General features: G+C 62.4%; 23 protein-coding genes and 1 tRNA gene. 16 read left to right on the forward strand and 8 right to left on the reverse strand.

Annotated elements, in window-relative coordinates; all coding sequences use genetic code 11:
* Positions 1 to 83 precede the first annotated feature (83 nt).
* The 3 genes from NKF25_RS04160 to NKF25_RS04170 form a co-directional block, all read right to left on the reverse strand.
* Positions 84 to 1,505 carry an FAD-dependent oxidoreductase gene (locus NKF25_RS04160; RefSeq protein WP_253225440.1) on the reverse strand — a complete coding sequence of 474 codons (1,422 nt, stop codon included), beginning with the start codon at positions 1,503 to 1,505 and terminating at the stop codon, positions 84 to 86.
* A 76-nt stretch (positions 1,506 to 1,581) separates the two neighbouring features.
* A complete protein-coding gene (gene serS, locus NKF25_RS04165) occupies positions 1,582 to 2,937 on the reverse strand; it encodes a serine--tRNA ligase (RefSeq protein WP_253225441.1) in 1,356 nt (451 codons plus the stop codon).
* Positions 2,938 to 3,069: 132 nt separating this feature from the next.
* Entirely contained in the window at positions 3,070 to 3,540 is a 471-nt protein-coding gene (locus NKF25_RS04170; RefSeq protein WP_253225442.1) for a phosphate-starvation-inducible PsiE family protein, read from the reverse strand.
* A gap of 93 nt (positions 3,541 to 3,633) precedes the next feature.
* On the opposite strand from NKF25_RS04170, the gene NKF25_RS04175 reads away from it, so the two are divergent.
* From NKF25_RS04175 to NKF25_RS04200, 6 genes are all read left to right on the forward strand, one after another.
* Positions 3,634 to 4,593, forward strand: a complete 960-nt coding sequence (locus NKF25_RS04175) for a ribose 1,5-bisphosphate isomerase (RefSeq protein ID WP_253225443.1) — start codon at positions 3,634 to 3,636, stop codon at positions 4,591 to 4,593.
* A 48-nt stretch (positions 4,594 to 4,641) separates the two neighbouring features.
* Positions 4,642 to 5,313, forward strand: coding sequence for a helix-turn-helix domain-containing protein (locus tag NKF25_RS04180; protein ID WP_253225444.1), 672 nt, complete (start codon positions 4,642 to 4,644; stop codon positions 5,311 to 5,313).
* A gap of 130 nt (positions 5,314 to 5,443) precedes the next feature.
* Positions 5,444 to 5,824, forward strand: a complete 381-nt coding sequence (locus NKF25_RS04185; protein ID WP_253225445.1) for a helix-turn-helix domain-containing protein — start codon at positions 5,444 to 5,446, stop codon at positions 5,822 to 5,824.
* Between the two features lie 121 nt (positions 5,825 to 5,945).
* Complete coding sequence (locus tag NKF25_RS04190; protein ID WP_253225446.1) at positions 5,946 to 6,380, forward strand: hypothetical protein; 435 nt, start codon at positions 5,946 to 5,948, stop codon at positions 6,378 to 6,380.
* A complete protein-coding gene (locus tag NKF25_RS04195) occupies positions 6,308 to 6,763 on the forward strand; it encodes a DUF63 family protein (RefSeq protein WP_253225447.1) in 456 nt (151 codons plus the stop codon). Before NKF25_RS04190 ends, NKF25_RS04195 begins: the two co-directional genes overlap by 73 nt.
* Positions 6,764 to 6,804: 41 nt before the next feature.
* Positions 6,805 to 7,716 carry a carbohydrate kinase family protein gene (locus tag NKF25_RS04200; protein WP_253225448.1) on the forward strand — a complete coding sequence of 304 codons (912 nt, stop codon included), beginning with the start codon at positions 6,805 to 6,807 and terminating at the stop codon, positions 7,714 to 7,716.
* Here the strand turns inward: NKF25_RS04200 and NKF25_RS04205 are convergent.
* A complete protein-coding gene (locus NKF25_RS04205; RefSeq protein ID WP_253225449.1) occupies positions 7,713 to 8,054 on the reverse strand; it encodes a hypothetical protein in 342 nt (113 codons plus the stop codon). The two genes, NKF25_RS04200 and NKF25_RS04205, sit on opposite strands and share 4 nt — an antisense overlap.
* A 131-nt stretch (positions 8,055 to 8,185) precedes the next feature.
* Between NKF25_RS04205 and secF the strand changes: the two genes are divergently transcribed.
* The 4 genes from secF to NKF25_RS04225 all read left to right on the forward strand — a co-directional run bounded on the left by secF (position 8,186) and on the right by NKF25_RS04225 (position 12,588).
* A complete protein-coding gene (gene secF / locus NKF25_RS04210; RefSeq protein WP_253225450.1) occupies positions 8,186 to 9,046 on the forward strand; it encodes a protein translocase subunit SecF in 861 nt (286 codons plus the stop codon).
* Positions 9,043 to 10,602: a preprotein translocase subunit SecD gene (locus tag NKF25_RS04215; protein ID WP_253225451.1), complete on the forward strand. Its 1,560-nt coding sequence runs from the start codon at positions 9,043 to 9,045 to the stop codon at positions 10,600 to 10,602. Before secF ends, NKF25_RS04215 begins: the two co-directional genes overlap by 4 nt.
* Before the next feature lie 127 nt (positions 10,603 to 10,729).
* Positions 10,730 to 11,380, forward strand: coding sequence for a low molecular weight phosphotyrosine protein phosphatase (locus NKF25_RS04220; protein WP_253225452.1), 651 nt, complete (start codon positions 10,730 to 10,732; stop codon positions 11,378 to 11,380).
* Entirely contained in the window at positions 11,377 to 12,588 is a 1,212-nt protein-coding gene (locus NKF25_RS04225; RefSeq protein WP_253225453.1) for an ATP-grasp domain-containing protein, read from the forward strand. The genes NKF25_RS04220 and NKF25_RS04225 overlap by 4 nt, the downstream gene beginning before the upstream one ends.
* Before the next feature lie 10 nt (positions 12,589 to 12,598).
* On the opposite strand, the gene rnhB is transcribed toward NKF25_RS04225, so the two are convergent.
* From rnhB to NKF25_RS04240, 3 genes are all read right to left on the reverse strand, one after another.
* Positions 12,599 to 13,294 carry a ribonuclease HII gene (gene rnhB, locus NKF25_RS04230; RefSeq protein ID WP_253225454.1) on the reverse strand — a complete coding sequence of 232 codons (696 nt, stop codon included), beginning with the start codon at positions 13,292 to 13,294 and terminating at the stop codon, positions 12,599 to 12,601.
* Positions 13,295 to 13,915: 621 nt separating this feature from the next.
* On the reverse strand, positions 13,916 to 15,211 hold the full coding sequence (locus NKF25_RS04235) for a tRNA pseudouridine(54/55) synthase Pus10 (RefSeq protein ID WP_253225455.1): 1,296 nt from the start codon (positions 15,209 to 15,211) through the stop codon (positions 13,916 to 13,918).
* Between the two features lie 64 nt (positions 15,212 to 15,275).
* A complete protein-coding gene (locus NKF25_RS04240; RefSeq protein WP_253225456.1) occupies positions 15,276 to 16,853 on the reverse strand; it encodes a PQQ-binding-like beta-propeller repeat protein in 1,578 nt (525 codons plus the stop codon).
* A gap of 505 nt (positions 16,854 to 17,358) precedes the next feature.
* On the opposite strand from NKF25_RS04240, the gene NKF25_RS04245 reads away from it, so the two are divergent.
* The 5 genes from NKF25_RS04245 to NKF25_RS04265 all read left to right on the forward strand — a co-directional run bounded on the left by NKF25_RS04245 (position 17,359) and on the right by NKF25_RS04265 (position 19,416).
* Positions 17,359 to 17,952 (forward strand): glycosyltransferase, encoded by a 594-nt coding sequence (locus NKF25_RS04245; RefSeq protein ID WP_253225457.1) that lies wholly within the window; start codon positions 17,359 to 17,361, stop codon positions 17,950 to 17,952.
* Positions 17,953 to 17,987: 35 nt separating this feature from the next.
* Positions 17,988 to 18,200 carry a hypothetical protein gene (locus NKF25_RS04250; protein WP_253225458.1) on the forward strand — a complete coding sequence of 71 codons (213 nt, stop codon included), beginning with the start codon at positions 17,988 to 17,990 and terminating at the stop codon, positions 18,198 to 18,200.
* A gap of 49 nt (positions 18,201 to 18,249) precedes the next feature.
* Complete coding sequence (gene trmY / locus NKF25_RS04255) at positions 18,250 to 18,846, forward strand: tRNA (pseudouridine(54)-N(1))-methyltransferase TrmY (RefSeq protein WP_253225459.1); 597 nt, start codon at positions 18,250 to 18,252, stop codon at positions 18,844 to 18,846.
* 2 nt (positions 18,847 to 18,848) lie between these two features.
* On the forward strand, positions 18,849 to 19,301 hold the full coding sequence (locus tag NKF25_RS04260) for a TIGR00725 family protein (RefSeq protein ID WP_253225460.1): 453 nt from the start codon (positions 18,849 to 18,851) through the stop codon (positions 19,299 to 19,301).
* A 42-nt stretch (positions 19,302 to 19,343) separates the two neighbouring features.
* Positions 19,344 to 19,416, forward strand: a tRNA-Pro gene (locus NKF25_RS04265).
* A gap of 203 nt (positions 19,417 to 19,619) precedes the next feature.
* Here the strand turns inward: NKF25_RS04265 and NKF25_RS04270 are convergent.
* Positions 19,620 to 20,336, reverse strand: a complete 717-nt coding sequence (locus NKF25_RS04270) for a class I SAM-dependent methyltransferase (RefSeq protein ID WP_253225461.1) — start codon at positions 20,334 to 20,336, stop codon at positions 19,620 to 19,622.
* Between the two features lie 147 nt (positions 20,337 to 20,483).
* Between NKF25_RS04270 and NKF25_RS04275 the strand changes: the two genes are divergently transcribed.
* The gene (locus NKF25_RS04275) at positions 20,484 to 21,206 is read left to right on the forward strand and encodes a hypothetical protein (RefSeq protein WP_253225462.1); all 723 of its coding nucleotides are present in this window, start codon (positions 20,484 to 20,486) and stop codon (positions 21,204 to 21,206) included.
* Positions 21,207 to 21,231: the final 25 nt, after the last annotated feature.

The following is a 21,231-nucleotide window of genomic DNA, read 5'->3' on the forward strand; positions in this document are numbered from 1 at the left end:
ATCGTTCATTATGGAAATAGATGGCGGAACCCATCTTTTTTAAGTAATTCTACAACGAGAATGTAATCTCGGGAAGGTCTCCTCTATTTGTCGAGTTTTCCGCGCAGGACTTTCGCCGCCGTGAGTATCGGGTCCCAGACGGGACCGAACGGCGGTGCGTACGCCAAGTCGAGGTACTCGACCTCTTCGACGGTCAGTTCGGCGTGGAGCGCGGTCGCCACTGTATTGATTCGCTGTGCGACCCCTTCGTGACCGACCATGCTCGCGCCGAGGAGGCGTCCGGAGTCGCGGTCGGCGGTCAACCGAACCGTTATCGGCGACCCGCCGGGGTAGTAGTGCGCCCGCGATTCCTGCTCGATGACCTGCGAAACTGGGTCGTATCCGGCGGCTTCGGCTATCTCGTGGTCGATGATACCCGTCCGGGCGACTTCGAGGTCGAACGCCTTCACGACCGCCGTCCCGACGATGTCCCCGACGGGCGTCGGTTCTCCAGTCACCGTTTGCCCGATTGCCCGTCCCGCCCGGTTCGCGGTCAACGCGAGCGGTACGTAGTCCGGCGACCCCGTCACGGCGTTGCGCGCTTCGGCGCAGTCACCCGCCGCGAAGACGTGGTCGTCGTTCGTCCGTCCGTACTCGTCGGTCGCGATGGCACCCGTCTCGCCGGATTCGATCCCGTTCTCCTCCGCGAGTTCGGCGTTCGGTGCGATGCCGGTCGCCACCAGTACCACGTCCACCGGAACCCGTTCACCGCCCGCTTCGATTCCGGTGACACGACCGTCCTCGCCGACGATGCGTTCGACCGTCGTGTCGAGGGAGAGGGAGACGCCGTTCGATTCGAGGTGGTCTTCGACTTCCTCGGCGACGTCCGCCCCGAAGGGGGCGAGCACGTGCGGTAACATCTCGAAGACGGAGACGTCCAGGCCGCGGGCGTCGAACGCTTCGGCCATCTCCAAGCCGATGTAGCCGCCACCGATGATGCCGACGGCGTCGGGCGACGTCGCGGCGAGGTACTCGTGTACCTGTGCGCCGTACCCTTCGCGGAACTCGTCGCCCGGTACCCCCGCCGCTGGCGCGAGGGCGCGCTTGACGGTCGCCGCCGACTCCATGCCATGGAGCGTGAACACGCCGTCAAACTCCGCGCCGTCGATCGGTGGGACGACCGCCCGCGCCCCGGTCGCGACGAGGAGGTCGTCGTACGACTGTTCGATTCGCTCACCGTCGTGGACGGCCGTGACCGTCATCCTGCTCCGGTCGATATCGACGACCTCGTGGTTCTGCCGCAGATCGATGCCGCGTTCCGCGACCGCCTCCGGAGTGAGCGTGACGAGGTCGTCCAACGACTCGATGTCGTCTTTCACGTAGTACGGAAGCCCACAGGCACCGTAAGAAACCCACTCGCCCTTCTCGAAGACGACGACTTCGAGGTCGGGGTCGTCCCGCTTTGCCTTGCTCGCGGCGCTCATTCCCGCAGCGTCACCACCGACGACGACGAACGTTTTCCCCATACGGGACACTTGGACGGTGATGGCTAAAACAGTATTGCACGAACAAAACAATATGGTGCCGAACGGGTCGAACGGCTCAGTCCCGCTCGCCCGATCCGAGGGCACTCTCGCCGACGGGGTCGTGACCCTCGATGACTTCCGTGCCGCCCATGTACGGGCGGAGCGCTTCGGGCACCGTGACGGTGCCGTCGTCGTTCTGGTAGTATTCGAGGATGGCGACCATCACGCGCGGGAGCGCGAGGCCCGAGGCGTTCAGCGTGTGGAGGTATTCGGCCGATTCGTGGCGCTCTGGGCGGTAGCGAAGCCCCGCGCGCCGCGATTGGAAGTCCTCGAAGTTCGACGCCGTCGAGACTTCGAGCCAGCGGCCGCCCGCTTCCGGCCCGTCTTCCATGTCGTCGCCGGGTGCCCACACTTCGAGGTCGATCTGTTTGGTCGCCTTGAAGCCGAGGTCGCCCGTACAGAGTTCGAGAACCCGATACGGTAGTTCGAGGCGTCGCAGGACCTCTTCGGCCTCGTCCAGGAGCGCATCGAGGCGATCGTAGCTCGTTTCGGGTTCCACGAAGTTGACCATCTCGACCTTGTTGAACTGGTGGACGCGCACGATGCCGCGGGTCTCGGTTCCGTGCTCACCGGCTTCGCGCCGGAAGTTCGGCGTGTACGCCTGATGTTTCAGCGGCAGGTCGTCGCGCAGGAGGATGTCCCCGGCGTACATGTTCGTCACCGGAACCTCGGCGGTCGGGCAGAGCCAAAGGTCCTCGCCCTCGATCTTGTACGCGTCCTCGGCGAACTTCGGCAGTTGGCCCGTCCCGGTCATTGAGTCGCTGTTGATAGGGATCGGCGGGAAGATATCCACGTACTCCTGTTCGCGGTGGACGTCCAGCATGAACTGCATGATGGCGTGTTCGAGCCGCGCGCCGTCGCCCTTCAGGAAGTAAAAGCCGCTTCCGGTCGTCTTGGCCGCCCGCTCCTCGTCGATGATGTCCAGTTCCTCGCCGAGGTCGTAGTGTGGCACCACGTCGGCGGGCAACTCGCGCAGGTTCTCGAACCCTTCCCGGCGGACCTCCACGTTGTCGTCCTCGTCGGCCCCGATGGGGACGCTTTCGTGCGGAACGTTCGGGATTTCGAGGCTTCGTTCTTCGAGTTCCTCCTCCAGTTCGCTCGCGCGTTCCTCTATCTCCTCCAACTCCGCCTTCAGCGCGCCCGAGCGCTCGATGGCTTCCTGTGCTTCCTCCTCCTTGCCTTCCTGCTTGAGTTCGCCGATGCTACGGCTGACCTCGTTTCGCTCGTGGCGGAGGTCGTCGCCCCGCGATTTGAGTTCGCGCCACTCGGCGTCCAACTCCAGAAATCCGTCCAGATCAACGTCGTCACCTCGGTGTTCGAGACCCTCCCGTACTTCGTCCGGGTGTTCCCGAATGTACTTCCTGTCGAGCATTCCTGTCTCGGGTTTCAACACCCCTGCAAAAAACCGTGTCGCTATCGAGGGATACTGTGACACTGTCGGCGACGGGAGGGATTGGGTCGTTTCAATCCGTTGGCTCGAAAGGTAGAGCGAGTAACGACTACGCTATTTCCGCGAGACCACCCACAAGATCACGCCGAGTCCGACGAGCAGCAGTGCGTACGAACCGGCGGCGATTGCGGCGTCGGTCGTCGTCGCATACCCGTCCATCTGAAAGGTGATAACCTTCCGAACGAGCGCGATGAGTCCGGCGTACACGGTCGCCCGGACGACGCCGACTTCGCCCTCCGACTCGACGTAGGCGATGACCGTCCGATAGATCTCGGCGACGATGAACAACAGGAGGATCACGTCGATGAGTTCGAGCAGCGTTCGCGGATCGGTCGCACGTCCGGCACGGAGAAACGAGAAGGCGAGAAACCCGAAATCCAGGAGACCGACGACGAACAAGCCGACGAGCAGATAGGCGGCGACGAGTTCCGCGATGCGCATCACCGACTCCGAGTAGGCGACGGCCCCATCGATGTCCATGTGGTCCGTGCGGTTGCCACCACCGTAGAATTTCCGCCGAAACATCACTTCGTGGCGTAACCCTCCGGAGTATCGCCGACCCACGACGATCGTTCAGTCACACGATCGTTTTTACTGCCGCTCCGCGTAGTATCGCACATGAACGACCCCGACATCACGCCCGCCGTCACCGCCGCCGCGGACGACATCTCCGAGATGGAGATCCGCGGGGCGGCGACCATTGCGGACGCGGCAGCGGCCGCCATCGGCGAGCAGGCGCAGGCCAGCGAGGCCGACACGCCGGACGCGTTTCGAGCGGAAATCCGGGCCGCCGCGCGACAACTCCACGAAACCCGACCGACCGCGGTGAGCCTTCCGAACGCGCTGCGCTACGTGCTGCACGGAATGGAAGGGGATACCGTCGAGGAACTGCGCGCGAACATCATGGCGACCGTCGAGGAGTTCCGATTGGATCTCGACCAAGCGCAGGATAATCTCGGTCAGATCGGCGCGAACCGCCTCCGCGACGGCGATACCATCATGACCCACTGCCACTCGACGGACGCGCTCTCCTGCGTTCGAAAGGCGTTGGACGACGGCAAGGAAATCAGCGCCATCGTCAAGGAGACCCGACCACGGAAACAAGGTCACATCACCGCCCGCCAACTCCGGGACTGGGACGTCCCGGTCACGCTCATCGTGGACAACGCGGCCCGCCGGTATTTGGACGACACCGACCACGTCCTCGTCGGCGCGGACTCCATCGCCGCCGACGGGAGCGTCATCAACAAGATCGGTACCTCTGGGTTGGCCGTGAACGCCCGCGAACGGGGCGTTCCGATCATGGTCGCGGCTCAAACCCTGAAGCTTCATCCGGGGACGATGACGGGCCACACCGTGGAAATCGAGATGCGCGACGAACGCGAGATTCTCCCCGACGTCGAGCGCGACGACGTGGGCAACGTCCGCGTCGAAAACCCCGCGTTCGACGTGACGCCGCCGCGCTACGTGGACGCCATCGTGACCGAACGAGGACAGTTCCCGCCCGAGAGCATCGTGACGCTGATGCGGGAGATGTTCGGGGACCAACAGAAGGGCGAACCGTGGGACGAACGATAGCGGTGCCCAAGTCGTTAAGCCAGTAGAAACGAGATACGGGACAGTATCATGGCGGTCGTTGCCGAACTCACCCTGAAACCGTTCGACTTCCCGCTGGGAAAGCTCCTCACCGCTGGCACGCGGACCCACATCGAATTCGAGCGAATCGTCCCCGTCGGACCGCGTGTCGTCCCGGTTTTCTGGGCGTGGGGGGACGATTTACCCGATTTCGAGGAGCGAGTGCGTGCCGGGTCGTACGTCAACGACCTCACGGAACTAGACCGCGTCGACGACCGCGTCCTCTATCTCATGGACTGGGAGATTCCCGACGAAGCGTTCCTCGAAGGACTTCAGGAAACGAACGGCATCATCAGGTCCGCGGAGGGATACGACGGCGAGGATTGGTCGTTCGAACTGCTCTTTCCCTCGTATGATGATCTGTCCGAGTTCCACAACTACAGTCTGGAAAACGACGTCGAGTACACCCTCGGACGGATCTATACCCTTCGGGAGGCGGGGAAGAACCAGCTTTCCTTGTCGCTCACCGAGAGCCAGCGGGAAGCGTTGCTCCTCGCGCTACAACGCGGCTATTTCTCCACGCCGAGTCGTGTAACGCTCGATGAGTTGGCGGCGGAACTGGATATCAGCCAGCAGGCGCTCTCCGAGCGCATTCGACGCGGAAACGAATCGCTCCTCGAACAGACGCTTCTCGATTCCGGGAACGACGACAAACGTGACTGACCTGTCATCTCCGACCTCACTTATAAATGCCCAGTTCGAACAACCTTATTTTTGAATTTGGTGCGTCCAGTATCCCTCGAACGGATCCGAAATGAAGGAAACCAGTTCCCGTCGACGTTCCCCGCTTTCCGTGAGCGACATCCTGGAGGTCATGGCCGACTCTCATCGCCGCAGGCTCCTCGATCATTTGTCGTCCACGTCCGAGAACCGGTGTTCGGTCTCGGAACTCGCCGACGCGATCCGGTCGGAAGCTGACGGGACCGTACAGTCAAAAGAGCGGGTACGGCAACGATTGATTCACGTTCATCTTCCGAAACTGAGCGAACTCGGACTCATCGAACACGACGAGGGGTCCAACGAGGTGCGATACGTCGAGTCCACGCCAGCGGAAACAGTTCTCGACCAGATACAGTCCGACTCCGACGGCGATTCCGTCGACGGCGGTTCTCCCGACGACGATTCCATCGATGCGGATACTTCCGGCGACGGTTCCGTCGATGGGAATTCGTAGCGGTTGCGCTCGATACCCGTCGTTAGCCGCTGTCGACGTACGAAACACGATTTAACGAATCGTCGATGTGAAAGTGGCACAGACCGCAAACCTTTCCCCACCTCCGTTCGCGTGTCGGAGTATGGTACTGCCGGACGGGTTCGCACTCCCCCCATTGCTGTATCTTCTTCCGCTTCTGCTGGCGGTCGGTGTCGTTCTCTGGTTGCTCTGGGAGGCAGAGCCGACTATCGGGGAACGAACCGTCGTATCGCTCGCGCCGTGGATGGTCGTCGGCGCGGGATTCAATGCGTTGCATCAACTCCCGAACTCCCCGGTTCCCGACGTCATCGATCCACTGTTCGGGACGCCGTCCGTCTATCTCACGACGTTCGTACTGGTGGGAATCGTTTGGCTACTCGCGATCCATCAGCTTCGAACTCCCGTCCCGCGTGCGCTCGCGGGCGTCGGTTTGGTGGGCGTCGCACTCGTCCTGGTCGTCGCGCTGTGGTTCGGCATCGAACACGACAGCCTTCGGCTGTTCTGGCCGTTCGTGGCGCTCGTCTCGCGGTCATCCTGACGGGAATGCTCTGGGCCGCGACGCAGTTCTTCTATCCGGACGTCGCCATCATCACGGGTGCGGTCGGCGTCCTCACGCTGTTCGCACACGCCTTGGACGGCGTCTCGACGGCCGTCGGCATCGACGTTCTCGGGTTCGGGGAGCAGACCCCGCTCTCGCGGGCCATCCTCGAAATCGCCCATTCGATTCCCGCCGGGGATTCGCTCGGCGTCGGCTGGCTGTTCGTCCTCGTTAAACTCGCCATCGCCGAGTTCGTCGTCCTGCTGTTCGCGGATTACGTCGCCAGCGAACCGACCGAGGGCTATCTCCTGCTCGGCGTCGTCGCTGCCGTCGGACTCGGGCCGGGTGCACACAACCTCATCCTGTTCGCCATCACGGGCTAAGTCGTCGGGATTTTTTACTCCTGCCGAGGAACGTGAACGGTATGCCGTCCACGAACCGCGCCGGGGGAGTTCGCGTCGTAACTGCGGGACACATCAACTGGGATGTGACGCTCAGAGTGGACGCCTTACCCGAACCCGACGGAGAAGCGCGCATCTCCTCACAACAGCGCTCCGGCGGCGGGAGCGCCGCGAACGTCGCCGTCGCGCTTTCCCGTATGGACGTTTCGACCGGCCTCGTCGGGAGCGTCGGTTCGGACGACAACGGTCTGCTGGTGCAGCGCGAACTCACGAGCGCGGGCGTCGATTGTACGCACGTCCTCGAAGTAGCGGGCATCGAGACCACGACGAAGTACCTGATCGTGGACGAAAGTGGCGAGGTGATGGTGCTCGGCAACGAGGGTGCGAACGAAACCATCGCACCGGACGACATCGAACCCGGATACGTCCGTGCGGCCGACCATCTCCACCTGACCAGCCAACGGCCCGATACGGCGGCTGAACTGGCTCGAATCGCGACGGAAGCCGGGGTGACCGTCAGCTTCGACCCCGGCCGTCGCCTCGCCGAACGGGACTTTTCACGGGCGCTCGCCTACTCGGACATCGTCTTTCTGAACGACCGAGAGGCAGCGACGATTCTCGACCGTGATCTGGAGCACCCTTCCTCGGAACTTCACGGACGGGTCGTCGTCATCAAACACGGTCGGAACGGCGCGCGGGTCGACACGACCAAAGGCGTCTACACCCACCCCGGATTCGGCGTCGAATCGGTGGACTCGACCGGCGCGGGCGACGCGTTCGCGGCGGGATTCATCACCACGTTGCTCGATTCGGCCGACTACGAACGGGCGCTGGAGTTCGCCAACGCCTGTGGCGCGCTCACGTCGATGGCCGCCGGGGCGCGAACGTCCCCGACGCGGGCCGACGTCGAGGCGTTCTTCGACGAGCGGTTTTAAATCTCGTTCGGGCCGCCAGCACTCTGTACCTGCCACCCGCCGCGAATTCCACAGGCTTCCCGCACCTCGTAGACGATTTCGGTTTCCGGTCCCATCCGCTCGCCGCCTTCCACGGACTCGACGCGGAGCGGGACGTCGAGCGTATCGCCACAACAGCCCACGTCGAGGAACTCCTCCCACACGTCGCCCGCTTGGACGTGATCCTTCGTCTTCCGAAGGTACGCGAGGAAATGCCTCGTCCCGACCTGGAACCGCCCCCAGTTGCTCAGATCCTCGGGATACGAGACGACGACTCGGGTCGCCGATTCGTTCGTCTGCTGTGCGTTTTCTGTCGCCATAGTGATGTAGAGGAGCGCGAGACAATTATGCCTTCGTACGACTTTTTCCCCTTTACACTCCCGTTTCGCATGACTGTTTTGGCCGTAGTAATTAAGAAAGCTTATTCAGGGCCGTCCCGGACCCATCCGTTATGGTAGAGTTTCAAGTACCGGAGGTCGATTACACCCGGTACTCGAATCGGCAATTAGCGGGGGTTCCCCTCGCCATTCTCATGCTGGCGTTGCTTGTCCTCGCCGGTTGGTACATGGCAACCGGCGCACCAGTGACGCCCGGCATCGATTTTACAGGCGGAACGGAAATGAGAATTCAGACGACCGCGTCCCAACATCATATCGAGACGTCGTTCGATTCTCAGGTCGCGTCGGTGACGCCGTCGGCATCGCAAAACAACGTGTACATCGTCACGTTCCAAAGTACTGATACGAATTCGTTGACGAATCAGGCACAGAGTAACGGGTACGAGATACTCTCGAAGCAGAGTACGTCCGCGAACTTCGGGGCAGGTGCCCAGCAACTCGCGCTGTACGGTATCGTCGCGGCGTTCGTGGGGATGAGCGTTATCGTCTTCCTGATGTTCCGCTCGTTCGTCCCCTCCATCGCCGTCGTCATCTCCGCGTTCGGCGACATCGTGATTCCGCTCGCGTTGATGGACGTGTTCGGCATCAAGCTTTCACTGGGTACCGTCGCCGCGCTCCTGATGCTCATCGGTTACAGCGTGGACTCGGACATCCTGCTCAACAACCACGTTCTCCGGCGTTCGGGTGACTTCTACGAGAGCACCTACCGCGCGATGCGAACCGGTGTGACGATGACGGTCACCTCGCTCGCCGCGATGGCCGTGATGACCCTCGTGTCCGCCTTCTTCCAGATTGGGCTTCTCACGTCCATCGGTGTCATCCTCGTGATGGGACTGGCGACCGACCTCATGAACACCTACATGCTCAACTTGAGCCTCCTTCGCTGGTACAAATACGAAGGGGTGGCGCGATGAGCATCCGCGACCATTGGCGTACCGGGTTGCTCCTCATCCTCCTGCTCGGGAGCGCGTTCGCGCTCTTCGTCCCGCAGGGTGGGAACAGTAACAGCCTTTCCGCAAACGCCACCTCTTCCGGTCCGACCAACCTGAAGTACGGACTCGAACTGGCGGGCGGGACGCGAATCCGCGCGCCGGTCAACGGCGTCACCGCCGAACAGGTACACATCGCCAACGGAACGTCCCAAACCGACCTCCAGAAGAGCATCGCCAACAACATCAAGGGCGTCGGCCAGGCGGACGTGAAGTTCCGGGCCACGCAGTCTGCGACCGTCGGTACCGTCGAAGTGTACTCGAAGAACGTCAAACCGGCACAGCTGACATCCGCGCTCGACGGCGCGAACATCAAGCATGGCACCGTTCGACAGGGTGTGACCGCACAGACGCGCTCGGAGATCGTCAAGGTGTTGAGCGACAAGATTTCGAAGGCCGGACTCGCCGGTGGCCGCGTCCAACAGGTCACGGCCGCGAACGGTGACCACTACATCCAGATCGAGATGCCGAACGCGAACGAGTCGGAGATGCGGGACTTGGTCACTCACCGCGGTCAAGTGTCCATCGTCGCCCACTATCCGACGGACAACGGTTCCGCGAACACGACGGTGATCACCAAACAGAACATCACCAACGTCGGGCCTGCACAACAGAGCCAGCGGGACCAAACGTGGGGCGTCAGCGTCTCGCTCACCGACGGCGGTGCGAAGTACTTCTCCAAGGTGATGAAGGATCGCGGATTCACCAGTTCGGAGGGAGTCGGGACCTGTAACTATCCAGCAAAATCCCCGGACGAGGCGGGATACTGTCTCTACACGGAAACTGACGGGAAAATAGTGTCCGGGGTGAGTATGGGTAATCTCGCAAACTCCATCAACAGCGGCGACTTCCAAAACAACCCGACGTTCACGATCACGACCGGTCACAACGCCTCCGAGGCGCGTAAGATCCAGATCAACCTGCAGGCCGGTGCACTTCCCGCCTCGCTCGACACGCAGGCGGGTTCGACGACCTACCTCGCGCCGAGTCTGGCGAGTCAGTTCAAACTCTACTCGCTCCTCGCGGGTATCGCGGCGGTGCTCGCCGTCAGCGGCGTCGTCTTCATCCGCTACGGGAAGAAGGAAGTCGCCTTGCCGATGATCCTGACCGCCCTCTCTGAGGTGTTCATCCTGCTCGGCTTCGCCGCGGCGATCAGTTTGCCGCTCGACCTCTCGCACATCGCGGGATTCATCGCGGTCATCGGGACCGGGGTGGACGACCTCATCATCATCGCCGACGAGGTGATGAGCGAAGGAAAAGTCAGTTCCTCGCGCGTCTTCCAGTCGCGCTTCCGCAAGGCGTTCTGGGTCATCGGGGCCGCCGCCGCGACGACCATCATCGCCATGAGTCCGCTGGCAGTCCTCTCGCTCGGCGACCTGCAAGGGTTCGCCCTCATCACCATCCTCGGCGTCCTCATCGGCGTGCTGGTGACGCGACCGGCGTACGGTGACATCCTGCGCTACCTGCTGACGGACAGATAACCCGACCGAAACGCGACTTTTTTCGGCCTCATCGGATTCAGTATTCATCACCTACGGCCACCGTAGGCACCGTCTACTCCCGAAACGATGCTTTCCTTATAACCGCCACAGCGTCGAACCGGGGACGATGTTGGAATACCTCCAGCACGGCAGACGACGGGTCGCCGTGGAGATGGAGCGGCTGCGTCTGCGGCCGGACGCTCACCCACGAGACACGGCGCAGGCGGTACGGTCGCTTCCTCCCGAACCGGCGGTTCTGTTTCTCTGCCTCGGAAACATCTGTCGCAGTCCGCTCGCCGAGCGGTATCTTCGGGAGCGACTGCAAACGACGGAGTTCGACTGCTCGACCGTTCGCTCGGCCGGATTCATCGAAAAGGAAGGCCGGTCGAGTCCCGACGCGGCGGTCGCCGCCGCAGGAGAACTCGGTGTCGATTTGTCCGATCACCGTTCGCAGTGCGTGGACGAGATCATGTTGCGCGAGAGCGACCTCGTCCTGCTCATGGACGCGTGGAACTACTGGTATCTCAAACGTGACTACCCCGACGCACTCGAAAAAGCCTACTTCGTGCGGTCGTTCGACACCTCCCCGGTGTTCGAAATCGAGGACCCGTACGACGCCGACCGGGCCACGTTCCGGCGGGTGTATGGCGAAGTCACGGGCGCGGTGGATGCGTTTCTGGCAACCGTCGAAGACGGGGAAAGCGAGGTAGGCGAAAACGACGTGGTGAATGGGAAAGTCACGAAGGAGGGAACGCGGGCGGAGGACCGGAGCGCATGAGCGTCGTCGTCCCGGCCATCGCGGCGGGAAGCAGCCTCGCGTGTATCCGTTCGCTCGGTCGGAAGGGAATCCCCGTCATCGCGGCTTCCGAATCCCCCGACTCGCCCGCGTTCGCGTCGAAGTACGTCGACGAACGCGCGTCCCTTCCCGCACCGACCGACGACATCGAGGGCTATCGGGACGGGTTGCTATCGCTCGCGGAACGGCCCGACGTGGAGACCATCGTTCCGCTCCGGGAACCCGAGAGCTACGTCCTCTCGAAATACCGGGAGCGATTCGCGGAGCACGTCGCCACGCCGTGGCCCGACTTCGAGACGATGGACTCCGCCCGCGACAGGAACCAGTTGTTTCAGCGGGCAGAGGAGGTCGGGATTCCGATTCCGGAGACGAAGCTCCTCACGGAGTGGGACGACTGGCGCGACGATACGGTCGTGAAATCCCGGTACACCGTGCTCGTCCGCGACAACCGAACGCAGTATCCGGGCGTGCGGTTCATCTCCGGCGATCCGGACGAACTCGATACCCCCGACGAGGACCGCCTGATCGCCGAGATGGGCCACGTCCCAATCGTCCAGGAGTGCATCCCCGACGGGACGGAGTACGGCTTTTTCGCCCTCTTCGACCACGGCGAACCGGTCGTCACCTTCCAGCACCAGCGAATCCGGAGCTACACCTACTCCGGCGGTGCGAGCGTCTTTCGGCGGGCCGTGTCGATACCCACGCTTCACGAGCAGGGCGTTCGGCTCCTGTCGGCGCTCGACTGGCACGGCCCCGCGATGGTCGAGTTCCGCCACGACCCGCGCGACGGCGGGTTCAAGCTACTCGAAGTGAACCCGCGCTTCTGGGGTTCGTTGCAACTCGCGGTCCACGCGGGCGTGGACTTCCCGTATCGCTACTATCAACTCGCGAACGCGGTTCGAAAACCGGATTACGGCTACACGGTCGGCACGGGGAGCCACATCCTTCGGGGTGAACTCGTCTACCTCGTCAGCCTGCTTCGTGACGATTACGACCACGTCGAACGCCCGTCGGTTCCCAGCGCCGTCGCTCGCGTCCTGTTCTCGCTGGCCACGGACCCGAACTTCGATTACTTCTCCCGGGACGATCCGGGACCGTTCCGCCGCGACCTGACGAACCTCGTCGGAGAGTATGCGCCCTCGAAAACCGCACCGCTCAAACGAGCCATATCCACGCTGGTCGGCAAATGACCGTCGAAAATCAGAACTGGTCGAGTCCCGACTGTTCTCGGGCGGCCAGTACGTCCTTGCTCGTCCGCCACGAGGCGCGGGCACAGCCAGGCAGTTCACCGTTGGCTTCGACGTACTCGCGCAGGAATTCTCGGGTGTTGGGATCGCTCGGGTAGCCGCTGCCGACCGCGCCGTGTTTCTCGGCGAGTCGCGCGACGTGCGCGTCCCGCTCGACCTTGGCGACGATGCTCGCCGCGCCGACGATGGCGTGGGTCTCGTCCGCCCCGTGCTCCGCCTCGATTTCGACCGCACCCTCGATTCCTCCCCGTTCCTCGACGCCCGCCGCAACCCGCCGGGCGAATCGCGCTTCGCTGGTGTCACAGGCGTCCACGATTCCCCGCGAGCAGTTTCCGTTTTCGTCGGCGGCGACCCGCGAAATCGCCTCGACGTGTGCCGCGACGGTCAGCGTGTTCATGTCGCTCTCGGGGTCGTCGATCCGCTCCGTCGTGATTTCGGCGACGCCGACCGAGATGGATTCGTCCGCGCGAATCGCCGCCGCGAGCGCCTCCCGGCGCTCCGGCGAGAGGTTCTTCGAGTCGTCCATGCCGTCGGGGAGGGCCGCGGGGTCGTCAACCGCGACTGCCGCGGCGAACATCGACCCCAACACCGGCCCGCGCCCCGCTTCGTCTACACCGAACACGACCGGACGATGGGAGTGGGACACCATGGTCGTTTCTGATTTACCGACGGCGATAGACCTCGAAAGCTTTCGGCTGTTCGCTACGAGACGGATTTGGACCTTCTCTGTGGTTGCAAGTCTCGAATTACGACAAGACATCGCTATTTCCTCTCGGACTACAACGACCGAGCCGCATGAATTACCGCACCGTCAACACCCTCCCCAGCCGATTCCCTCGCGCGAGGGATGAGTGACGCCGCGACTGAAAAGGAGCGGCGGAGGGAGTCGGTTGGGGAGGTGTGTGGGCAGTTGCGGTGGTAGTTGGGTGGATGAAAGGGGCCGTCCGGTCGCGCTTGTTTAGTCGTCTGTGTAGGCTCTATCCGCGCTCTCCGCAACAGTCGCGCGGATATCCTGTACAGCGACCGCGAACGGACGGGGGCTGTCGAGGTCGTCTTCTCGGGAACTGCAATCGCTAAGCCATCAAACACCTCTTTGCGTAGCGGGCGGGGGATTCGGTGACTGTCCCTCGGCAACTGAAATCACAGAAGGGTCAAAATGAGGACTATCAGACCAGGGATAACAGAAAGTCCACTTCCAAGCACCTTCTCAAACCGAAATCAGTCGGATTCGCTGGACCGGAATACGCCCCCACTGTCGCTTGCCCGCTATTTACTCTTTCAGATAATCGTCGTGACCGAATATCTCGTCCTCGCCCTCGACGGCGACGACGTCCAGCGCCGTGACTTCCGCGCCGACACCCAGTAGTCCGGCCAAACTCGGCTCAGTGCGCCCTTCGTCGCCGCTGATGAGTTCCTTGATGTAGAGGCCTCCCTCGCCGTGGATTTCGACTTCGCCGTGACGCTCGTCGTCCATGTGTCCCACGATACTGTAGACTTCGCGGACACGCGTGAGGTTGGCCCGGCGGTGGTCCACTCGGTTCGGGGTGAACTGATCGACCGTCGCGCCGTCCAGTTCCTCGATGGCGGCCGCGAGGTCCTCCTCCGTGACGGCCTCGTCGAACTCCACCTGCGCGCGGTAGGTCTTGCTCGCATCCAAGCCCTTCACGCGCTCGACCATGTCGTGCGTGGCGAGGGTGAGACTGTCAACCTCCGCCTTTCCGTCCGCGAACTCGTTGATCTCCGTTTCGAGTTCGTCGGTGTCGGGGCGACGCCGTTGCGGTTTCTTGACCTCGATGGCGAACGGGCGTCCCGTCCCGAGCATCAAGGCGTCCACGTCCTCGCGGCCCGCACCGTGGAAGATGGCCTCCTTGCCGTCCATGGCTTCCAGCACGGGCGGCGTCGTCAGTTGCTCGACGCTCTCGTCGTAGAGGAAACCGCTGCCGCCGCAGTAGTCACAGGATTCCTCGCCGCCGCCTTCGGCGAGTTGCTTGCCCGACCCGCCGCACTCGCGGCAGGGCCATTTCGTCTGGGGGATGTCCCGTTCCAGCTTTCGATAGCGGCCGAAGACGAAGGCGGGGTTCACCTGCACGTCCACGTCGCCGCGTTCGAGGTTGAGGAGCGCCAACACGTCCGGGCGGTCGAAATCGACTTCCGTGTCGGTGAGTCGTCCGACGCGCTTGCCGACCTCGCGGTTGAATTCGGATTTGAACAGTTCACCGGTGTCCTCGGGCAGATCCGCTAGTTCGCGGAGCAGGATTTCGTTCTCCTCCACGAGCGGCGGTGCCCGCGTTCCGACCTGATACGTCTCGAATTCGACGTCAGCGAGGGCCTCCGCGACCTGTTCCGCGTACGCATCGAACTCGTCGATGAGTCCTTCACAGACCCAACACTCTTCGTCGGGTTCCTCGAAATCCTCGTCGTCCTCCAGTGCGACCGCAACCCGGAGGGAGTGGCCACGATCGGTGTTCGTCAGCCCGAAACTTCGGTCGGCGAACTGGCGACCGAGACAGGCATCACACACCGGATCCTCCGCGATGACCCGCCGCGCCGCCGAAAGTACGTCCATATCTCATCCGTGGGAGTCACGCGGTAAACCGGTTTCCGATTGCGTCGAAAAAAGAAAGGGGAAATCAGTCGCGAGTGAGCGTTATCGAGTCGGTATCCGTGAGGCCGTCGTCGTCGGTGACCCGGACCCTGATGGTCCGCTGATCGCAGAAGTCCGTGTGGATCGTGACGTTCTGGCCGGTGGTCTCGTACGCTCCGTCGCCGTCGAGATCCCACTCGTAGCTGACGATTTCGTCGGTATCGGCCGTCGATGCGTTCGCGTGGAGCGTCACGGTGCGGTTCCCGTGGAACGTTCGGTTTGCCGCGTTCTTCGGCGACGTCTCGATGGTGACGCTCGGGGCGTCCATCTCGTCCTCCGCGACTTGATGGTCGAGCGACGGCCTGTGGTCGCTCGATTCGAGGACGTGCAGTTCGCTCTCCTCCGATAGCACGCCGAGCCACTCGTGCACGGTCACGTAGAGCTTTCCGTCGGCAACGACAGGTGCGTACGGGACGAGGGGGCTCGCCTCGCTAACCGAGTAGTTCCATCGTTCCTGGCCGGTGCTCGCATCGATGGAGTAGATGGCGGGCGACGCCGGTCTGTCGCTGTGTCTGGTGAAATGGCGTCCGCCGACGTACACCGAGTCGTTGGCGGCCGTCGGTGCCGACAGATGGTCCGCCGCCGTGTCGTACCTCCACTGCTCGTCTCCGGTTGCGGCGTCGAGGGCGTACACACTCCCGTGATCGTCGCCACGGGTGCTGACGTACACCGTACCGTCTTTGACCGCCGGTTCGGATATCTCGTCCCTCTCGTTGCTATCGGCGCGTGCCACCGAGTGGGTCCAGACGACGCTTCCGTCGTCGGTCGAGAGCGCGTAAACGGGTTGTGTGTCACCGTCGGTTTCGGCGGTGAGGTAGATGCGGTCGCTCGTCACGGCGCTGTCGAAGTCCCCGGTCGCATAGGGATTCGACACGTTCCACTTCAGCGCTCCGCTCGACGCGTCCATCGCCGACATCGTCGTACTGTTCTGTGCGTACGCAGTCCCGTTCACGACGCCGATTATTTGCTGGCCGTAAGCGGACCAGCGCTCGTCACCCGTCTCCGCGTCGTAGGCCGTGTTTGCGACGTAGACGACGCCGTCGGCGACTATCGGACTCGCTTGGGCGGAGTTGTTGACGCGCCACTGCACTTCGCCGGTGTCCGCGTCGAGGGCGTACAGACCACCGTTGTGGTCGTAATCATCGGCGTGCGTGCCGCGCGTTTGGACGTACACGGTCCCGTTGGCGACGGCGGGCGCGCCGGTCGCCGCACCGACCGTCGTGCTCTTCCAGCGTTGGTCGCCGGTTTCCGCGTCGTACGCGACGACGTATCCCTCGGCGGGCAGTTCGGCGTTGGTCGTCATCGATACGTACGCCGTTCCGTTCACGACGGCCGCCCCCGAGTCGGCACGCGCACCGAACTGTGTGCTCCAGTCCTCGGTCGCGTACGGGGCCGGACCCGTATCGTTCGTCGCACCGGTTCGTCCCGAATCGGCGCGGTCGGACGCCCAACCGTCGTCCGCAGATGTCGGCGACTGCGGTGCCGTCGCCGCGACGAACGATATCGACGAGACGACGACGAGGAGGGCGAGTACTAATCCGACTCGTGCCCGATTTCGTTTCATCGCTCACTTCCGTTGTTAGCTACTGTCATGGTTTCCTTTGGATCTGTGAACGTCAATCTCGAATCACTCGACTGACGTACCATCAGATACCGAAACATGTCTCCTTACTATATGGTCATTAACCGAAATAATAACGGATGAGTTTCGTTTCGGAGTGGAATTAACTGTCTGTTATCGGAACTGGATTCGGTAGCTGGTAGTCGTTCGATTACGACGAGCAGTCCCCGGGACATCGCGTCCACGACTTCGAGCGTCACCGCCGTCTTCCCCCTGCTCCTCGAAAATGAATAAAATATGTGACGATGGTGTCCCATGGGAACCCGTCCCGCGGAAGATTTATTCCTTGCCCGTTTAGAATGCAACGTCGTGTCGGCAGTATTGTACGTTGTGCATATGGGGAACCGAAGGGGCTATATGCATGCTAACGCAGTGTGACGATATGCCTTCCGAGCCGCCGTTTATCTCTGTTATCATTCCGGTCTACAACGACCCGAGGGGCATTCGCATGACGCTCGATGCCGTCATCGACCAGACGTATCCAAAAGCGGCGTACGAAGTGTTGGCCGTGGACAACGGCTCCACGGACGACACGCGGGATGTCATCAGGAGTTACGAAGAGCAGTATCCCGATCTCGTACAGCTGCTTGTCGAAGACGAGGTGCAGGGTCCCGCCGCGGCCCGTAACACGGGAGTCGCCGAGTCCGAGGGGTCCCTCCTCGCGTTCATCGACGCCGACATGACCGTCGAGGAAACGTGGCTCGAACACGCCATCGCGTCGATGGAATCCAACGATTGGGACTACATGGGTTGTAACGTCGAAATCTACGTCGAAGACGGAAAGGACACCCTCACCGCGAAGTACAACCAGATCTTCGGTTTTCCTATCCAGAAGTATATCGAGGAACAGCAGTTCTCGGGAACGGGCTGTCTATTTACCCGACGTGAAGTGTTCGACGAAGTCGGCAACTTGACGAGCGTCTGTTCTCCGGCGAGGACCAGGAGTTCGGCAACCGGGTGTACGACGCCGGATTCGGTCAGCACTACCAGCCCGCGATCACGATGTATCACCCCGCTCGCTCGTCGCTCACGTCGCTCCTGAAAAAGCACTTCCGACTGGGTCGTGGCCGAGCACAGATGCAACGCTACCACCCGAGCCGCGTCAAGAAGCCGAGCGTTCTCAACCCGCGAAACTATCTCCCCCCACATCCGATTCGATTCTACAAGAGCGTGACAGAGGTGGCGACGCTGACGTGGACCGAAGTGATTCTCCTGTTTTTCATCGCCTATATGAAGCGGCTCACCTCGACTGCGGGCTGGGCCTACGAACACTTCGGCGAGGGCGACTGATCGCGCCCGCGTTCAGAAGCGACTTACACCCCCCGAGACGACTATCCGTATGCGACAGTTCATCGTTCTCGGTCACGACGCCCCGACGACGCCCGACTTCTCGCTGGACGACTTGGCGGGCGCAGCAGGGCGACTCGACGCCCTCTGTCGGTGTGTCAACAGCGCGTTTTTCCTCTCGCACGACTTTCGAAGCGACGTTCGATGCTTCCTCGTCCTCCAGGACGAACTGACGATTCGCTTCGAGGGGAGCGAACTCCGCCGACTCAACCCCGACGAGCGAAGCACGGCGGCGCTCGTCCGCAAAGCGCTGGAGGCGAAGGGGGAAGCCATCGGTCACATGGAAGCCGAGAGCACGCCCGGCGTGTTCATCTCGAAGCGCGACTTCGGAACCATCCTCTCCGAGGCGAGTCGGAATTCCACCGTCGTCGAACTCCACGAAGAGGGAACGCCCGTCGTCGACCTCGAACCGCCGGAGAACCCGCTGTTCGTGCTCTCTGATCACGGCGACTTCACGGACGAGGAGGCGGAACTGCTGGCCGACGAGTCCGACGAACGGGTTCGACTCGGTCCGGAACTCCTCCACGGGGACCACGCGATGACGGTCGCACACAACTATCTCGACACGCGGGGGTACACGGAGTACTGACCATGCGGGTCAGCGTTATCGGCGGCGGAACCGTCACCGAGACGGAAGCGGAACTGGCGGTGGAAGTCGGCCGATTGCTCGCCGAGCGGGACCACACCGTCGTCTGTGGCGGTCTCGGCGGCGTCATGGAGGCCGTCTGTCGCGGCGCACAGGTTGCGGGTGGACGGACGGTCGGAATCCTGCCGGGGACCGACCGCGACGCGGCGAATCCGTACGTCGACGTGGCCATCGCGACCGGACTGGGTCACGGACGGAACTCTCTCGTGGTGATGAACGGCGATGCGGTCATCGCCATCGACGGCGGGTCGGGGACGCTCTCCGAACTCGGTTTCGCGGGCGTGTTCGACCGGCCGACCGCCGGGTTGACGACCCACGACGCGCCGAACGTTCACCCGGTCGACACCCCCACGGAGGCCGTCGAATACGTCGAGGAAGAAGCGGCGGAGATATCCTGACTTCGGAAGCGTTAAAGGTACCCCTCGCCATCTTCAGAATGCGGGCCGGTGGGGTAGCCTGGTATCCTTCGGCCTTCGGGTGGCCGTAACCGCGATTCGAATTCGCGCCGGCCCATTTCTACCCCTCATTCTACGTTGTTGAGCGGTGCATTTCGGCTTGTTGCGAGGTGCGAATTTGAGCAGACGAGGCACGCGCAACGAAGTGAGCATGTCTCGGCGAGTTCGAATTCGCGCCGGCCCACTACCTTTCCCGCATTCTCAAAACGACGAGCGGAGCATTTTGCATGCGCTTACACACGATTTCCGCCGAACCGTGTTCTACCGTTTCGACGCTCGAATACACACGAACGTCGGTCGCTTCAGCCGCTTTTCGTACGATTCCGGCTTTCTCCCCTCGAACGTCGCCGTCGGAGTGGGTTCGACCAGTTCGTCCAGTTGGAAGCCGGTTTCGAGGAGAGGATTGATGATTTCCGAAAACGGTCGGTGATAGAACGGGACGTCGACGTCTCCACCATTACTCGTCCACGTCATTCGCTCCCGTTCGGTTTCGAAGTAGTTCACGCCCTCGTACGCGAGGTAGTCATCGAGCGGATGATGGGCCGAAAACGCGAGGAACCCTCCCGGTCGGAGGAGGCGGGAAAACTCCGCGAACGGTCGCCGCCAGTCCTCCACATAATGGAGGGAAAGACCGCTGACGACGCCGTCGAACGCGTCGTCGTCCGCGACGTCGAGCGGCCGTTCCATGTCCGCTCGGAGAACGGTCGCCCGGTCACCGATGCGCTCTCTCGCCCCGTCGACCATCTTCTCACTCGTATCGAAAGCGACGACGTCCGCTCCGTGGTCGAGCAACCACTCCGAGTATCGACCGTAGCCGCACCCCGCATCGAGGATCCGTTTTCCGTCCACCTCCGGAACGAGGTCTACCATCGCGGGAAATTCCAAATCCGAACAGTAGGGGTCGTCTTCGTGCTCCCTGTACGCTTCCGCCAGTTCATCGTAGGCGTCCTCCGCGATGGGTCTGTCGTCGGGTGACATGGACACGATTGTCTGTCGGTTCCTACGGTAACAGTTCCGATTCATATCCATTCGTGCTCACACGTCGTCGAGTGACGCCGACGAGCGGAGCGGTTCGAATCACCGAGTCACCACCGTTATCCCCCTCCCATTCCTAGCTCCATCAACATGACCGAGGGAGTCGATTTCGACGTCGCAAGTGCAGAGGAGATCGCGGGACAGCGGGACGAAGTCGTTGCCGCGGTCACGGACCACGCGGGCACGGTCGCGCGCGAACTCGCGTTGCTTCAGGGAGGGGACTACGGCCAAGAGACGTTCAAGACGAACGCCGGGAAGTGGACGCTGAAGTACGAAGCGGGTACGGTTCAGTACCTTCGGTTCAAAGGGAAAGCGGGCGGCGAAACCTACGTCGTCTCGTCCCAGCAACCGCCGGACCCGGACGAACTCGCCACGGCGATGCGGGACTACGACGCGTTCGTCCGGGCGTACAACGAATTCGTTCGATCGAAGGAAGGCGTGCTGGACGACGTGGAAACCGACTTTCCCGCAGTCGAATCGACCGACACGATCGTCTCCGAACGGGACCGCGTCGTCGGACGGATTCGGGAAGTTACGGACGTGATGGCCGGTGAACTCCACCGCTACGATGGGGTAGACTACGGGACGTTCACGGCCCGCGTCAACGGCAAGCGCTGGGAGTTGAAACGCGAGGAGAGCAGGGCGTCGTACCTCCGCGTGGGCGGTCAGGGCGGCACGTATCTCGTCTCGCAGTACGAACCGCCCTCCGCGCCGGACGTGCGTGAACTGGCCGACGACTTCCGTGATTTCGTCGCGGAGTTCAACGAGTACGTGGACGAGTTGGAAGCCGACCTCGGGCACGTCACCCTCTAACCCGTTTTACACCGCTTCCCCAAGG

Origin of the sequence: Haladaptatus sp. AB643, from assembly GCF_024136975.1 — an archaeon.
Lineage (GTDB): Archaea > Halobacteriota > Halobacteria > Halobacteriales > Haladaptataceae > Haladaptatus.